The organism is Pseudoalteromonas piscicida, from assembly GCF_000238315.3.
In the GTDB taxonomy this organism is placed as follows: domain Bacteria; phylum Pseudomonadota; class Gammaproteobacteria; order Enterobacterales; family Alteromonadaceae; genus Pseudoalteromonas; species Pseudoalteromonas piscicida.
The window spans coordinates 3,918,521-3,933,907 of sequence record NZ_CP011924.1 but is presented as its reverse complement, the minus strand read 5'-3'; the positions used below and the strand labels follow the sequence as shown (position 1 = coordinate 3,933,907).

16 protein-coding genes and 1 pseudogene are annotated in these 15,387 nt (G+C 39.1%); all 17 read right to left on the bottom strand.

The window, feature by feature from the left end; all coding sequences use genetic code 11:
* Window position 1: 1 nt before the first annotated feature.
* On the bottom strand, window positions 2–1,024 hold the full coding sequence (locus tag PPIS_RS17860; RefSeq protein WP_010368588.1) for a TDP-N-acetylfucosamine:lipid II N-acetylfucosaminyltransferase family protein: 1,023 nt from the start codon (window positions 1,022–1,024) through the stop codon (window positions 2–4).
* Window positions 1,021–1,596 carry an acyltransferase gene (locus PPIS_RS17855; protein ID WP_010368590.1) on the bottom strand — a complete coding sequence of 192 codons (576 nt, stop codon included), beginning with the start codon at window positions 1,594–1,596 and terminating at the stop codon, window positions 1,021–1,023. Before PPIS_RS17855 ends, PPIS_RS17860 begins: the two co-directional genes overlap by 4 nt.
* Window positions 1,596–2,693, bottom strand: a complete 1,098-nt coding sequence (locus PPIS_RS17850; protein ID WP_010368592.1) for a DegT/DnrJ/EryC1/StrS family aminotransferase — start codon at window positions 2,691–2,693, stop codon at window positions 1,596–1,598. The genes PPIS_RS17855 and PPIS_RS17850 overlap by 1 nt, the downstream gene beginning before the upstream one ends.
* A 124-nt stretch (window positions 2,694–2,817) precedes the next feature.
* The gene (locus tag PPIS_RS17845; RefSeq protein WP_010368594.1) at window positions 2,818–4,134 is read right to left on the bottom strand and encodes a hypothetical protein; all 1,317 of its coding nucleotides are present in this window, start codon (window positions 4,132–4,134) and stop codon (window positions 2,818–2,820) included.
* A 312-nt stretch (window positions 4,135–4,446) separates the two neighbouring features.
* The gene (locus tag PPIS_RS17840; RefSeq protein ID WP_010368596.1) at window positions 4,447–6,495 is read right to left on the bottom strand and encodes a secretin N-terminal domain-containing protein; all 2,049 of its coding nucleotides are present in this window, start codon (window positions 6,493–6,495) and stop codon (window positions 4,447–4,449) included.
* Window positions 6,496–6,503: 8 nt separating this feature from the next.
* On the bottom strand, window positions 6,504–7,016 hold the full coding sequence (locus tag PPIS_RS17835; protein WP_010368598.1) for a hypothetical protein: 513 nt from the start codon (window positions 7,014–7,016) through the stop codon (window positions 6,504–6,506).
* Window positions 7,013–7,573, bottom strand: a complete 561-nt coding sequence (locus PPIS_RS17830; protein WP_010368600.1) for a hypothetical protein — start codon at window positions 7,571–7,573, stop codon at window positions 7,013–7,015. Before PPIS_RS17830 ends, PPIS_RS17835 begins: the two co-directional genes overlap by 4 nt.
* Window positions 7,573–8,688 carry a hypothetical protein gene (locus PPIS_RS17825; protein WP_010368602.1) on the bottom strand — a complete coding sequence of 372 codons (1,116 nt, stop codon included), beginning with the start codon at window positions 8,686–8,688 and terminating at the stop codon, window positions 7,573–7,575. The genes PPIS_RS17830 and PPIS_RS17825 overlap by 1 nt, the downstream gene beginning before the upstream one ends.
* A 2-nt stretch (window positions 8,689–8,690) precedes the next feature.
* Entirely contained in the window at window positions 8,691–9,551 is an 861-nt protein-coding gene (locus PPIS_RS17820) for a general secretion pathway protein GspK (RefSeq protein ID WP_010368603.1), read from the bottom strand.
* Window positions 9,548–10,222 carry a PulJ/GspJ family protein gene (locus PPIS_RS17815; RefSeq protein WP_010368605.1) on the bottom strand — a complete coding sequence of 225 codons (675 nt, stop codon included), beginning with the start codon at window positions 10,220–10,222 and terminating at the stop codon, window positions 9,548–9,550. Before PPIS_RS17815 ends, PPIS_RS17820 begins: the two co-directional genes overlap by 4 nt.
* Complete coding sequence (locus PPIS_RS17810; RefSeq protein WP_276327935.1) at window positions 10,209–10,643, bottom strand: PulJ/GspJ family protein; 435 nt, start codon at window positions 10,641–10,643, stop codon at window positions 10,209–10,211. Before PPIS_RS17810 ends, PPIS_RS17815 begins: the two co-directional genes overlap by 14 nt.
* Before the next feature lies 1 nt (window position 10,644).
* Window positions 10,645–10,947, bottom strand: a complete 303-nt coding sequence (locus PPIS_RS17805; RefSeq protein WP_248694113.1) for a type II secretion system protein — start codon at window positions 10,945–10,947, stop codon at window positions 10,645–10,647.
* Window positions 10,948–10,959: 12 nt separating this feature from the next.
* Window positions 10,960–11,043: pseudogene (locus PPIS_RS25440) on the bottom strand (prepilin-type N-terminal cleavage/methylation domain-containing protein); the annotation flags it as partial.
* On the bottom strand, window positions 11,044–12,246 hold the full coding sequence (locus PPIS_RS17800) for a type II secretion system F family protein (protein ID WP_010368611.1): 1,203 nt from the start codon (window positions 12,244–12,246) through the stop codon (window positions 11,044–11,046).
* Complete coding sequence (locus PPIS_RS17795; protein WP_010368613.1) at window positions 12,246–13,889, bottom strand: GspE/PulE family protein; 1,644 nt, start codon at window positions 13,887–13,889, stop codon at window positions 12,246–12,248. The genes PPIS_RS17800 and PPIS_RS17795 overlap by 1 nt, the downstream gene beginning before the upstream one ends.
* 1 nt (window position 13,890) lies before the next feature.
* Complete coding sequence (gene gspG, locus PPIS_RS17790; RefSeq protein ID WP_010368615.1) at window positions 13,891–14,289, bottom strand: type II secretion system major pseudopilin GspG; 399 nt, start codon at window positions 14,287–14,289, stop codon at window positions 13,891–13,893.
* Window positions 14,290–14,301: 12 nt separating this feature from the next.
* On the bottom strand, window positions 14,302–15,387 hold the full coding sequence (wecA, locus tag PPIS_RS17785; protein ID WP_010368617.1) for a UDP-N-acetylglucosamine--undecaprenyl-phosphate N-acetylglucosaminephosphotransferase: 1,086 nt from the start codon (window positions 15,385–15,387) through the stop codon (window positions 14,302–14,304).

Genomic DNA, 15,387 nt, shown 5'->3' with positions numbered 1-15,387 from the left:
GTTATTCACTCAACTGCTTTTGCCATCGAGGCAGTAGCGCTTCCTCGGTAAAGTGTTCATTCATTAACTGTTGATTTTTAGCACTCTTACTTTTTATTGAAATGTCGAACTGTTCTTCACTCATGTTACAGAGTTGATTGGTAGATTGAAGTTCAAAGCCCAAGGCAGATAAATCTTTATAGCTACTTGTGGATTCCAATAAAAACATTGGTTTTGCCATTAAAAACATCGCATACGCAACATATAAACCTTGCTGTCGCTCTTGTGCGAATATTGTAGCGTCAACCGTATTCAATAATTGATCATATTCCGACTTCGCAAGCATTTTGGTTATCGGCTTAAACCGACTACCAAAAGTATTATGACCATGCCGAACTACATCATCGATATACGATTGCTCTCCTCCATAGTTCAAACAGGCAATAACCTCAAAGTCCACAGCCTTAAATTTACTCAACATATCAATAATAAAATTATGTCGATTACTTGCGGCAGCTGAGTTACCTATCAAGATCTGTATGACGGGATTAACTTTCGTTTCTTGTACTTTCATACCTATCAATGGATAAGGTAGCACCTCTACATTTCTACGAAACAATAGCTTAGATGTTAACTCAGCATCACCTTGGTTTAACGCAAAAACTCTGTTAAACCGAAACAATAATGCAGAATGTATCACCCTCGCTAAACGTTCCTTAATATTCCGTCCTGGCTTCTGATGGCGATAGATCTCAGCTCCCCAAAGCACACAATTGCTCTTAGCCGTGATCGGATGCAACAACAGTCTTTTCCAAGTATGGATATCAAACACCCCATGAAACGTAACCCTTGCGTTGTCAGGCAATGCATTCAACAAATGGAATAGTTCGTCGTTATTGCTATAACACTTAAAGCCTTGTTGAAGTAATGTTTCATCGTTTTCACTTTTGACCCAAAACTCTTGATCAATAAAAGGCAACTTGCTGAAGAAGGCTTGCATCGGCCTAAAATGATGTGGTGTATCAGCGAAAATATGAATAATCATGAGGGTAAACTTAATTTGTGCTCAAAATCTAACTGCCACTTGAGTAAGTCACGTTTTCTTGGCTTTATGAATCTTACAGGTTGACCTGCATATATCGTAAACGGCTCTAAATCTTTATTAACTAAGCTAAGTGCGCCGACAGCAACCCCCTCATACAATGTCACATTGGGTAGAATCACACTACCACTACCAATGATCACATGAGGTTGCAGCGTCACCGTGCCGTGCTCTACGTTCGTAAAAGCGTTATCTACCATAGGGTTTGTCATCCATTCCCCACTATAGTCATCACTGCTCGAGTAAATTGCAACTCGAGAAGAAATATTGCAATAATTTGCAACCTCTATTGCTCCTGCACCAATCAAACAAGTGTATACCGCTATATGAATATAACAGCCAAGTTTGATGCCTCCCTCACCTGCCGATAGAACACAAAAGTCATCAATTCTGACACTATCACCCAGCTCTATATTCTTGGTACCGTAAAACGAGGCTTTTTTAGATACTAAACAGTTTTGTCCAACTTTTGCAAAACCCAGTGTAAGCAGCTCTTCCCTTGTATAATGTGACATTACTTGGCCTTTCGAAATTCTTTAAGGTGCTCAATAACCACAGAAGCAATTTCGTCAACACCTTGCTTGGTAAGCTCTGTGTACATTGGTAAACACAATGCTCTACGTGAAATATCATTGGCAATTGGCGTATTGCCTTTCATACCGTAAGCTGGTACTTCATTTAAACTTGGATAAAAGTAGCGTCTAGACTGAATTCCACTTTGTGTTAACACATCCACCAAACTAAGTAACTCTGCTTCATTTTGCAAAAAGATAGGAAAGTAGGAGCCATTAGGTAAACTGCTGGGCATCCATTCTATTGTATCAACCATATCACCAAGTGCAGCTTCGTAATGTTGGTAGAGTGATTGGCGATGTACTTTTATTTCTTCAAACTGAGGAAGTAGACTTAATCCCATGGCCGCATGCATTTCACTCATTTTTGCATTGGTGCCCACACAATCAGGAAACTGCTGTTTATTAAAACCAAAGTTAATAATTTCTTTTGCTTTTAAGTAATCTTTTTTGTGTTTAAAAATAACAGCACCACCCTCGATCGTATGAAAAATCTTTGTAGCATGGAAGCTAACCGTCGCAGCATCTCCGTAAGCGAGTAAAGATTTATCTTGGTAATTTACTCCAAAGGTGTGGGCAGCATCATAAACAACTTTGAGATTATATTTCTCAGCTATTCGTTGTAACTGAGCGTCATCACAAGGGTTACCATAGACATGCACAGCAACAACAGCACTCGCTGATTGCAGTTGGCTTTCTGTCGCTGTCGTAATATCAATATTTAAGGTTTTACCATCGATATCGATAAACTCAGGTGATGCCCCATGTGTGATGAGGGAGCTGGCAGTTGCAGCAAACGAATATGGCGTTGTTAATACTGTGCCTGAGATGCCAAGAGCCTGATATGCGATATTTAGTGCGAGCGTGCCATTCGCGACCAGTAATACGTGCTCAACGTCAAGGTAATCTGCTAGCGCTTGCTCTAACTCTTGAACACAAGGTCCATTGTTAGTTACCCAACCACTATCATAAATATCAGCAATTCTCTTTTGATATGTTTCAAGCTTAGGGAGGTAAGGTTTAACAATAGGATATTTCACAAACAACTCTGCAACGAAAATTTTCGAGATAATAGCAAAGTCAGCAAAAAGGGTCTACATAGGGTAACTTTTGAATACAAAAAACCCAGCCGAAGCTGGGTTTTTTTAAGCTTAAAACTCGTTATTAGTGAGTTTTAACGCGGTCAGCGTCAGCTTTGTGGTAGTAGATAGCATCAACAGAGATGTTAGCTGAAGGAGCATTAACAACTACGTTGATGTGAGCGTTACCAGTGATACCACTTTCAGCAGCAAAAGCTTTAACAGCTTGGCTGATGTTAGTTACTGACTTAGCAGCAGCAGTTTGGTCTAAAGTCTTAGAGTAAGACATGCCGCCAGCAGTAAGTGTAACATTGATAGCGCCAACTACTGAACCAGTGTTAGTTACGTTGATAGACTGAGCGTACTGAGCGTCAAACGGCATGAACGTGATGTTGTCGTTTGAACCGTCTAGAGTCCATTTACCAGCATCTTTAGCAGCGATTGCTACAGAAGCAGTGCTACCAGCATTTGTTGCTGTAGATGCAAGAGTGAATGACTGAGGAGCTGTAATTACAGAACCTTTAGCAGTTTCACCTTTAACGTTAGTATCTACTGTGATGTCATCTAGAGTACCTACAGCAGTTTGCGTAACTGTTAGCTCAGTGTGTGCATCATTGATAGATAATACGTAAGTATCATCAGTACCAGCTACAGTGAACGCGCTAGCAAGTTCAGTTGCAGATAGTTTACCATCTTTGTCTGCATCATAGTCGATTGCGTAAGAGAAATCACCTTTCAGTACGTGAGTTACTTTAGAGAAAGTGATTGCATCAACGTCAGCTGAGTTATCAGTGAAATCAACAGTTAGTACGTCTTTAAGAGTTGAACCTGAGTTAGTGAACTCTTTACGACCTTTAGAAGTTGATACTTCACCATCAAGCTTAGTTAGAGCAGATGTAAGCTGTGAACGGAAGGTAGCAACAGTTGTAGCTTTAGAAACGTCGTAATCACCGATTGAAGCGTTTACAGAGATAGCTTTTGCACCAAACTTAATTGTACCTTTATCAGCTGCAGAACCAGTCTTAAGGCTGAAACCACCGAAAGTGATTACACCGCCAGCAGCGTCTGGGTTGTTAGCTGTACTTACACGGAAACGTGCAGTAGTTGCGTTAGGGAAATCAACAAATGCAAAAGTAGCAGCACCAGTAGTAGTAGCTGTTGGATTTACAGTTGTGTCAAACTCAGCACCTTCAAGGCTGATCTGGAATACGTCGTTTACGATGTACTCAGCGCCGTTGTCGATAGTGATAGTACCAAGATCAGCTGCAGCAATAACTGAAGAACCAGCTTGCTTGTTACCTTCAAGTGAAATGTTTACAGCGCCAGTAGTAGCTACAGTACCTGCGTTAGCAGCAACTGAAACACCTGCTAAAGCAAGCGCTAGTAGAGATTTTTTGAACATTATCCATTCTCCAAAGTTTCATGAAACAGGAACAGTTTTTTTATTAGTTCCAATTTTTAGTTTTTTGACTTTCAATTAGGCCGTCACCTAAGTGACTTACAGTCAAACAAGGTCTCAGTCTAAACAAAGTCATTCTATTGTCAAGCAGTTAACACTGCTAAAAAGTCTTTTCCACGAAAAAATTCCGTAAAAAAAAGTAAATAGGTGCAAAAAACCAACAAAAAGAGCAAAAAGCAACCACCCACAAGCAGTTAGCGCCTATTTTCTGTGCTCAATTCTACTTATTGTATAGCTAATATATTACAAGTTTAATTAATTTGTCACTTCCAATCGCATTAACGTTTGTTTAAATTCGTTCAATATTGAGTCCCAGTTATCTGTGGTTTGTACAATTCTTGGTGTTACAAATACAACAAGCTCTGTTTTAACTACATTATTGTCAGTGCCGTCAAACACCTTGCCAAGCAAAGGGATATCAGAGAAAAAAGGCACTCGTCTATCATTATATGTTGATTTTTCATCAATTAAACCACCGAGCATAACTGTTTGGCCATCTCCCGCAATTACTTCTGTTTTTAGTGCTCTATCAAGAATAATAGGGTTACCGCCAGCACCTGAACCGCTTGTTGATTGTGAGCTAATTTTTTGTTCTATCTCCATAAGCACCACCCCCTGAGCATTTACCGTTGGTGTTACTGTAAGCTCAATACCGGTATCAAGATAATTAACAGAGGTTTGGCTACCAACATCCGGCGAAGTAATAATTTCACCTACTACAGGAATTTTATCACCTACATTGATATTAGCTGCTACACCATCCCTCACAGCTAATGTTGGCCGTGATAAAACATTCACATTACTATTCGTTTCTAGTAAATTTAACGCAATATTACCTGATGCACCTTTCAGTGAGTACGTTAACCCAGTATCTGATTTTGACTCTAAACTAAAGCCTCCAGTGATGTCTGCACCAAGGTTACTTAGTGCGAATGTAACGCCTTGCTTAAAAATATCTGTCAGTTTTACTTCTGCAATTAATACTTCCAATACTACTTGTTTAGGTAAAACATCCAAGCGTTTTATCAAAGGCAGTAGCGATCGATACTTTTCTCCAGTAGTTTCAAATATTAACGAGTTTGAACGCTCATCAACAACCATATTTAAATCGTCACTTTTTACAGCGACATTACTAGGCTGGGCACTAGTATCTTGTTGATTGGACTCATTTTGGCCTCGAGCCGAAGTTGAAGCCGTTAACCGGGCACTTCCTTGACCAAACAGGCGCTGCAAACTTTGCCCAAGATCTACTGCTCGTGCAAACTCAGGTTCAAAAATAAAAAACTGCTTTTCGTTACCATCTGCCGGTTTGTCTAGTTGCTCAGACCAAAATGCGACTCGACTCAAATATCGTTTATCATTTGAAAAGAAAATTAGCGTGTTAGTTCTTTGGATTGGCACAACTGACACAGCCTGTTCATCAGAGCTTTCCAAGCTAGCACTAATACCATCTTGTTTAAGTAGATTTAATAGGTCTTTACTTAGCTCTTCAGATGACACAAACTCGGCTTTATACATTGCTACTTGTCTATTTCTAAAAGCGGGCTGGTCCATTAAGTGCATGAACTCTAGCGCTTTTATAACATCTCTGCGCTTACCTTTGATAAGCAATGCTTTTTGTTCAAATAGTTGTCTAACGTCTATACGAGTTAACTGCTTAATAGTACCAGCCAAAGAAGCTTGAACACCGGCTTGATAAGGAGCAATTTGAATGATTTCGTTACTGGTGTTTGGTACATCTTCTATCAAATTACCATATCCATAGACGAAATTATTCGCAGTCCCCTCTGAGTCTTTGTGAATGTATAACACTCCATCATTCGTCCTCAACGTGACACCACGTTCTTCTAATATGTCACGGCTAATTTCAAACAGCTCTCTCTTGCTAAGCTCTTTTTGGAAGTTAAGTGTTATTTTATCTTTGCTCTCGCTCAGTTCCTGCCCAAGTATATAATTTATTCCAAGTGTTTCACCGTAAACATAGTGAAGAAAGTCACGAATTAATAAAGTATCAATGCTGAGCTTTACCATATGTGACTCATCGAATTGCAGCTCTAATTCGCTTGCTTCACTCGACTCAACACGCTGGCTGTCTGCAGCTGAAAGATAGGTAAAGCCTGAAAAGTCCACCTTCTTTTGACTACTTTTGTTCTTCTCAAGCAGAACAGTGGAACGATTTGTATTTTTATCAGCATTGGTTAAATAGGAATCTTTAACTTGCACGCCTCTGGGTGTACTTCCGCACGCGCTAAGAATACAAAGGACAACACTACTTAATACTAATTTTTGAGAAAACTTTTTCATAAATTCATTTAACCGTTTGCAAGGCTTTCATTACTGTAAATTACCAGAGTTACTTTCTGTTCTTGCCGTGAAAAGGTAACTTGTTTTGCATCCACAATAGAGACGTTATAGCCTTGATATTGCTGGCCATCAGTTAATCTAATTAACGAGGGCTGTTGAGAGGCTACATCAATAGCTTCAATAATCGCAAAACGTCTACTCCCTTCACCAATCACTCCCTTGAGTCTTAATTGCTTATCTTCCAAATAAAAATCAAACAGTTTACCAGTTTGGGCACGTTTAGCATCGTTTGACATCGAATCAGACGACGAGTTCGTGTTGCTAGAATCTTTATATTTTTCTATTACATTACTTACTGCCGCTAACGACGGCTGATTTAATTTAGGTAGAGCACTACCTGCCAGATTAAGGTTGATGTCATAAACCTTTGTCTGTTCGCCAACAAGTGAAAATGACTGAACTCCATGAAGCATAAGCCCCAAGGCAATAATCACACCGAAAAGCAACTTATTTCTCGTCATTTTTCGTCCTCTTGCTGTGCATACATCGCTAGTACCAATGTTGCCTCAGATAATCCAAGAGAATCACTAGTAAGATACTTGAAGGTAGACTTAAACTCACTAACAAAGACTTTATTCAACTTTGAATCAATTTCCATTAGCAACGCTTGTAAGTTCACTGTTTTTCCAGATACCGAAATCCTGACTTGGTGGCGTGTTAGTGCCGCGGACTCTATTTCTAAGCGAGTAAGCCAACCAATATTTTTAACCTCTAACTGATGCCTGTTAATTACTTCATTTAACTCCTTTTGCACTTGGAATCGAAAATCGGCCTCGTTAGCTGCTGGATATATAAACAACTTTAAAGTATCGCTTCGCTTACCTAGCTCCTCTTTGGCAGTATCTAGTGATTGCTGATTTTTGACTATCAAACTAGACTTTTCCAGTCTGGCTTCAATTTGCTTAATTTCTGCGGTTCTTTGCTCCTGCCAATCAAAAACAGGCACTATAATAAAACGTAAAATTAGTAAAATAGCTAGGATCGAGAGCAGACCCCTTTTGTTTTTTATTTCATCCACTACCACTGCTCTCCTAGCTTGACTTTTGCGCTTGAAGTATCAAGAATAAAGCTTGCTACAAACTGCTCTTGGCTACCAGAATTTCTGATAGGAAAATCAAATCGAGCATCAGATACATTATCTAACTGTTGTAAACTTTCTAAAACGGCTAATGCACTTGGTGCTACACCACGAATGATGATACGTGAGTCGCTTTTTTCCATACTCTGAACTTCTGAAACCTGAGATAGCGCATCTATCACTTTGACTGTGGGGCTGAGAATATCGAAATCTGCAAATAGTGCCACTCTCTCTTCTAACTGAAGCTTACCCCGTTCAAAACGGTTTATCGCGTTCAAAGCAGTATCCACGGATTCTTTTTGCCCTTCTAGCCTTCCCTCAAGATGTACCCCGTAAAACGCTAGAAATGCGCTTGAAACAAACAGGTAAATGGCAAAAAGGGCCCCAAAAATCATCCCATAACTTTGCAAATCCTTAGTTAAACTAACACCATGGCCTTTATTTATGAACAGCGGCAAGTTAGTAATTTCTGACTTTAGCCCTTTAAGTAACAAGGTATTTCTGGTCGACTCAAGCTCAATAGTATTGGTTTGCTCAAAAGAGACACCGACTGAATGAGCAAAGCGATCATGACTAGAAATTAAAGAAGTTTTAAATCCTGAGAGGCAAAGCCCTGAAAATAATGCACAGTAAAACGCTTTCCCAACACTGTAGTCACAAACCTCATAGAAACTTTGCGACTTAGCCAATAGCAGTGTCTCTGGAAGCATTATCCAAGACGACGGTAACGTAGTTGCATATATCCAACTATTTATACTGGCTTGATTACCACTTACAACGATATCACCGGCAAGCATGATAGAGTCACGAGCTACTGCCTCTCTCTTAGCCACCAGTATCTTCTTTATTTGTTTCTTATCTGTTGTAGGTAGCTTCACCACCGCTTCTTGATAATGCGGTCTTGCATATATCGTAATCAGTGCTTTTGACTTTTTTACCGGCTCCAACTGCAATTTGCCATCTGCAAATTTAAAATCGTAGAAACCATTATCATAATAATTAACGAAACGACAAAAGAACCACTGCTGTAACTTGTTGACTAATGTATTCTTCATAATTATTTGATTTTTACAGACACCAATTCAACTGGATTAGTTTTTGCTGGTTTTAGTAAGTAATAATATGTCTTCACCACTTTAGTGCCATTTATATCCACACTGATGGATATCCTATAGTTATTTGACGGATAGAGAATGATTCCACTATTTTCCTGTATCATTGTTATATCGGAAAATGCTTTGCTACTTAGCTGCTTTGCATCTCTTAGTAGCTTAATACCGCGAAACTCTTGACTCGGTAAAAGCAACATTAATAGTGCATCCGGTGCCGTCATCGGGTTAAAACTACTTGACTTAAAAACTGTTGAGTTTTCTTCAAAAAATTGAATAAGCTTCAAGTCATCAGTAACGTTAGCCAGTTCAAAAGCGCTATTCAACGCCCCATGTTTGTATTGCGCTCCACCATTGCGACGCTGTAAACCTTCTTCGACCGACTGATAGTCAACTAGTGTGTCATAAAATAGCTTTGCATCATAATGAGAAAGACCATAACTGGTCAATATCTGAAGCACTCTTTGTTGATTGGGGTAGTTGAGGTTAAGCAATCCGCGCATATCTTGTAACGAAACCGTCGCATACTCAGAAGCTTGGAATGGTGCCCCATGATAGTTCCAAGTCTCTTGATACCCTAATAGGTTAGCTGGATATGTATCATTTGGTTTTTTTTCAAATGTGAGTAAGTTAAATAGCGTGAGGTTTGCTACCGAGTGTAGTTCTACAGAAGCTTTGGCTAGTGATTGAAACTGAGAAGAAAAATTAACTTGCTCTTTTGCTGTTTTCGAGAAGAAAACAGCCACAATCATCAATATAGCTGTTAGTACTAGCACCTGAATTAGGGCAATGCCATTATTCTTTATCATGTGTTACTCGAATCAAAATAATGTCTGAGCCAGCGGTTAGGGTTTGGATCTAAGTTAGTTACAACAGCAAGCTGTTGCTGTCCTAATTGCAGAGTCAATGAAATCTCTGATGGTACAAGCTCTTGCTCTATACCTGAATATTTTGGTTGCCATACTGGATGCCCAACTCTAGCCGCTTTATCGCTAAGGTTTCGCCATCCAAAGTAACTTAACTCTAGCGTATCAACACTTTCAAGTAGGACAACAGATTGTGTAAAGTTTAACTGTTGTTGAGCAGAGCTAACAACTTGTTCCGCTAACTTTAACGATTGATATATCAGCTTGTTGCCTGATTTATCTTTAATCAAAGACAATCGGAAAACCACAGGTTGTTGATCGTAAATGAGCCCACTCGAAGCAACAGCTAGTATGCTGCTTCTACCACCTTCGAACAAAAATACAGGGATTCCTTGTTCATTTCTTATTACATAAGGCTGAATTGCAGATAGCAATCTATCTAACTGATAAACTAACTTGGTTGATTTAGCTGTCTGTTGAAAATTTCCTAATTGTGAATCCCAACGACTGACTAATTGAAAATAGACATAATTACCAGTAACCAACACCATGGATAGAATCGTAATGGCGATCAGCATTTCAACAAGGGTGAAGCCGCGGTTATCGTGAGGCATATTTCCAACTCACTTCATAAAACTCAAACTGCTCTTGGGCCCCCTTAAACTTGACAGTCAAGTTAACACGCCACAATTTATATTCATTGTAATCGAGATTTTGTTCAATCATAGACTCGTTTTTTGCTCTGTTATTACCTCTAATCTCTTTTTTCGAAATTGTGTTGGCTTGCCACTCATAGCTAACCTGCCCAAGCGTAGTCTGATCGGATAGCTGTGTGCTATTAAATTCAGCAGCCCTTATCTGTTTTTGGGCTTGATGTAAAATCGCTGGTATTTTAGCAGCCATAGCAACATGGGACTGTGCTTTTTCACTACTCACTAACGCCCCACGATAAATCATAGAAACACCAGTGATTGTGGTTACTAAAATGACTACAGAAACTAAAATTTCTACCAAGGTAAACCCACCTGACCGCATACTAGTCATTAAATTGAAAGTGGCTTTCATTTCCCAAGTACCTAAAGCTAATAGAATTTGGAGATGCAAATCCTTGTGAATTAACCCTTACCAAAGTAGGCTCAAATTCGAGTTTTTTGAAGGCTTTCGAATCTAACATTGATGTTTTGGATACATCGTTATATATCGAAATTTTATCCCTTTCTACTTCAACCAATATCTCTGTACCCAATAAAAAGGCTCGATTACCGAGGTTTTTGAGCCACATCTTTGTTTCTTGTAGTTCAGACTTCTCTGTTGCTCTATCTATTGCAGATACCGTCATCGGGCCCACTATAGATAAGACTAGAGAAATAACGCTCATAACGATTAGCAGCTCAATTAAAGTATAGCCAGAAACAACTCTCCCTCTACTTATCACTTAAAAGCTTACCTCATTTAGAGAGACCATACTCATCAACATGATCACAACCACTCCCCCCACAAAAACCCCCATGAATAGAATCATTAGCGGCTCTAATATCGCGGTCAAGCGTTCGGTCCAATATTCAAAATCTTCTCTTGACCGCGAGGATATTTCATCAAATACAGGACCCAAAGAACCAGTTTCTTCACCGACTTCTAGTAGGGAAATATAAAAAGGAGGATAGATTGATGTTTGACTTAAGGTTTTCGATAAACTTTCACCCTCTTTAACTTTTTTTTGGGCAATATTCACTTCACTAGTCAAAATCGTATTTTTAATATTATTGCTCGCAAGCTCTAGCGCTTTATCAATAGCCAAGCCTGAGTTAACCATCAGTGCTAGCCCACTGTTAAAACGTATTCGTTCCAACGTCAAGGTTGCATTACACAAAATAGGCAGCCTGAGCATAAGTCGATCTATAAGACCTTGATACTTTTTAGAGTTAAATAATGAAACAAGCCCAGCTACAGAAAATACACTTGCAGCAATGATTGGGATCTGAAACCTAGTAACAAACTCACTTAGGTTTAGCATTAACTCAGTATACCAAGGTAAGTTCTCAGCTTGTGAAAACATGTCTGCCATTTTAGGAATGATTACATTGAAAATGAAAAAAATACTCAGAATGCAAACAAAAAAGATAACCGCTGGATAAGTTAAAGAGCTGACTATTTTCCCTTGGAGCGTTCTTCTAAACTTAAGATCTCTCGCAAGTCCTTTAAATACAGTATTCAACTCCCCAGTAGACTCTCCCAACTCAACTAGATTGCAGTATAAGCTATCGAAGACCTTATCGTGTTTGCGTAAGGCTTGAGATAATGAGTTGCCTGACTTTATTTCTGAGCTTAGACTATTTATTACGCCCGCTAACGCAGGTTTAGCTTTCGTTCTAGCTATGATGTTTAAGCCTTTATCAATACGAATTCCCGTTGCTAGTAATAAACTGAGTTCAGACGTAAAAAATTCAATATCTTTTAATGACACTTTAGACTCACCAAAAAACGATCTTTTCTTCTGGCTGTCATTAACTTTTATTTCATAGGGAACTAGACCATCTTTAGCCAATGCTTCATAGGCTGACTTTTTGTCTAATGCCGATATTTTCCCTTCAAACTTTGCACCAGACTGGTCATAAGCTCTATAATCAAAGGATTTCACTAACCTGCGACCCTCACAACCTCATCAATTGTAGTCAAACCTTGAAGCGCTTTATATAGGCCATCTTCCATCAAGGTGCGGCGCTCATTTTTAGCATTATGTGCTTTTGCGCTTGTAATGAACTGGCTATCCTTTGGTAAAGCTCTAATTGTTTCATCGCAAGCCAAGTACTCTGTTACCGCTAACCGTCCTTTATACCCCGTATGATTACAAAGTTCGCAACCCTTACCTTTTCTTAGATTCATTGTCTTTATATGAAACTTATCAGCCAAGCTTTGCAAGCCATACTGCTCAACTAACATGTCGATATTTTCTACAGGCTCACTACAGTTACTACAAACTTTTCTCACTAATCGCTGGGCAACGACAGAGATAAGCGCAGCATTTAATAAAAACTCCTCAACACCAAGGTCAAGTAGACGAGTATATGCGCTTGCTGCGTCGTTGGTGTGCACGGTAGAAAATACTAAATGGCCAGTTAATGCCGATTGCAGCGCTATCTGTGCGGTTTCTTGATCTCGTATTTCACCAAGCATAATGATGTCCGGATCTTGACGAACAATTGAGCGTAAACCAGCCGAGAAATCAAAACCTATATTTTTATTGACTTGAACTTGGTTAACCCCATCAAGTTGATATTCGACAGGATCTTCCAATGTTATGATTTTCACATCATCATTATTCAATGTATTCAAAAATGTATAAAGTGTAGTAGTTTTTCCTGATCCCGTTGGGCCGGTTAATAAAACTACTCCCGCCGTCTTCTTGATATCCCCAAGTAAACTTGACTTTATATCATCAGATAAACCTAGTACTTCTATATCATAGTTAATACTTTCTTTTCTCAAAAAGCGTAGAACCATAGATTCACCATCGTTGAGTGGTAGTGAGGAAACTCGAATATCTAGCTCTTCATTAGCTATTTTCATTTCGATCTTTCCGTCTTGTGGTCGACGCTTTTCAGCTATATCCATCCCTGATAGTATTTTCAATCTAGTAACGATAGGAAGTTCCATATGCTGTGGTATTTGCTCAGCTTCGTGCAATACACCATCAACTCGGAATCTAACTCGATACTTACTCTGAAAAGGTTCTAGATGCATATCTGAAGCACCTTGTCTAAGGCCTCGACTAATAAGTGAGTTTAGTAGATTAACAACAGGAGCCTCAGAAGCCAGCGCTCGGAGCTTTTCTTCTTCTTCAGTTAACTCAATTTCAAATTCAGTATTTTTTGACGTAAAAAGTTTTCTTGAAATTGCTTCTATATCTTCTTTTGCCGCTACAAAGAATTTTAGCTCACAACTTTGTCTCGCAGCCCAATCATGTAGTTTAACATCTAAAGGGTCTGTAGAAGCGATTGAAATACAGTGCTCAGTTACTCGAAAAGGCAAATGCCCAAGTTCAATTAGCTCAGCAATCTCCTTACTCGAGCCTTCAAAAGAGCTCAAAGTATCTAAAAAAGATATATCAAACAGTGGTAAATCTAGTGACAGGCTTATAATATGCGGCAACTGATCTTCTGACAAGCTCCCCATATTCACTAGAATATTCTCGATTCTACCGCCAAACTTTTTCTGATATTGTTTTGCATTAGCCAAATCTGTTGGACTAACATCATATTGGTTAACTAAGATAGATTCCATATTACATATGCACTATATCTTCGTTCTTACCTTCACCACCCTCTTGGCCATCAGCACCAAGTGACTTGAGTAAGTAAGGAGTTTCACCTTCACCGGATAGCTTGTAGACATACGCATTGCCCCAAGGGTCGTTTGGTATCGCTTTCGGAAGATAAGGGCCGTTCCAGCGTTTATTCGAACTACTCCGTAACTCTTCCAATTTTGAAGGATAACTTCCAACGTCTAACCTGTATGTATCTAATGCAGTTTCAAAAGCGGACATTTGAGCGGCAGCGATTTTCCGCTCAGACGAACTCAACTGGGCAAAAAACTTTGGTGCAACAAGTGACATTAAAAGACCTAAAATGACGATAACTATCAGTAGTTCCATCATAGTAAAACCATCTTGTTTATTTTTCATAATTCACACTACCTAAAATTTATTTCGTTTATTGCGTAAATAGCCAACTCTTAGCTTTCTTACTGTTCTCGCAATGCGCCAACAATGCTGAAGGCACCAAGTATACCCCAAGAAAATACCAAAGAAACCCGCAAGCATCAGACTTTCAGGTACAGCAAAAGTTTCCCCAATAATACCTAAAGTGCTCATAACTACAGAAAAAGTGACTATAACGTATAAAGATTGTCTTGCGTTAAGACCAAATCGCAAAAAGATATGATGTAAATGGTCTCTATCAGCGGTGAGAGGTGATTGCCCTTTTCTGAGCCTGCGATAAATAATGGCGACCATGTCCATCAAAGGAACAGCTATGATCCACAATGCAGTAACAGGTCTAAAGTCTTGCTCTGTTTTTTGGCTTCCCATCATTAAAAACCAGATCACTGAGAGGCCAATAAACATTGAACCGGCATCTCCCATAAAGATCTTCCTACGATTATGGCCAATAACACCAACATTAAATGCAAGATAAGGAACTAAGCTTGAGACCAAGATAAGAGGAACATACTGTAAATCTTGATTCCCGTTCAACCACATCAATATAAATATCGAGCTGAAAGTAACAATACTTAAAGAGCCAGCTAACCCATCAATACCATCTATCATATTGAATGCATTGATACATGCGATAACAGCTACAACTGTAAAGGCAATTCCACCCCAGCCTAGATTCAGCTCACCTACAGTGAATAAGTTACCCAAATTCTCTATATATACACCAGAGCCATACATCATTGTGAGCGCAACAACTGTCTGGATCAATAATCTAAATTTAGCATCAAGATCTTTATAGTCATCCACGACACCCAAAACCACAATAACTAAAGCACTTATCAAATAAGCAGTTATTGATGATGAAATCGGTAAAAACAATAATATGCAAGCCGCAGAAGCAAACGATATAGCGATACCTCCAATCAACGGTATCGCTCCTTGGTGCTTCTTTCGCTTAGTTGGTAAATCCACTAAACCGAATTTTAATGCTATGGGTGTTGTTGCAAATATACTTAAATAAGACAATGCAACAGCACAAACAATAACGAGGTACTCTAATCCCAT

Excerpts from the sequence above, each read along its gene's own strand:
- PPIS_RS17845 (WP_010368594.1), bottom strand. The coding sequence starts at position 4,134 with ATGTTCAAAAAATCTCTACTAGCGCTTGCTTTAGCAGGTGTTTCAGTT.
- PPIS_RS17860 (WP_010368588.1), bottom strand. The coding sequence starts at position 1,024 with ATGATTATTCATATTTTCGCTGATACACCACATCATTTTAGGCCGATG.
- PPIS_RS17820 (WP_010368603.1), bottom strand. The coding sequence starts at position 9,551 with ATGATAAAGAATAATGGCATTGCCCTAATTCAGGTGCTAGTACTAACA.
- PPIS_RS17795 (WP_010368613.1), bottom strand. The coding sequence starts at position 13,889 with ATGGAATCTATCTTAGTTAACCAATATGATGTTAGTCCAACAGATTTG.
- PPIS_RS17825 (WP_010368602.1), bottom strand. The coding sequence starts at position 8,688 with ATGAAGAATACATTAGTCAACAAGTTACAGCAGTGGTTCTTTTGTCGT.
- PPIS_RS17810 (WP_276327935.1), bottom strand. The coding sequence starts at position 10,643 with ATGCGGTCAGGTGGGTTTACCTTGGTAGAAATTTTAGTTTCTGTAGTC.
- gspG (WP_010368615.1), bottom strand. The coding sequence starts at position 14,289 with ATGAAAAATAAACAAGATGGTTTTACTATGATGGAACTACTGATAGTT.
- PPIS_RS17835 (WP_010368598.1), bottom strand. The coding sequence starts at position 7,016 with ATGACGAGAAATAAGTTGCTTTTCGGTGTGATTATTGCCTTGGGGCTT.
- PPIS_RS17805 (WP_248694113.1), bottom strand. The coding sequence starts at position 10,947 with ATGACGGTATCTGCAATAGATAGAGCAACAGAGAAGTCTGAACTACAA.
- wecA (WP_010368617.1), bottom strand. The coding sequence starts at position 15,387 with ATGGGATTAGAGTACCTCGTTATTGTTTGTGCTGTTGCATTGTCTTAT.
- PPIS_RS17840 (WP_010368596.1), bottom strand. The coding sequence starts at position 6,495 with ATGAAAAAGTTTTCTCAAAAATTAGTATTAAGTAGTGTTGTCCTTTGT.
- PPIS_RS17815 (WP_010368605.1), bottom strand. The coding sequence starts at position 10,222 with ATGCCTCACGATAACCGCGGCTTCACCCTTGTTGAAATGCTGATCGCC.
- PPIS_RS17855 (WP_010368590.1), bottom strand. The coding sequence starts at position 1,596 with ATGTCACATTATACAAGGGAAGAGCTGCTTACACTGGGTTTTGCAAAA.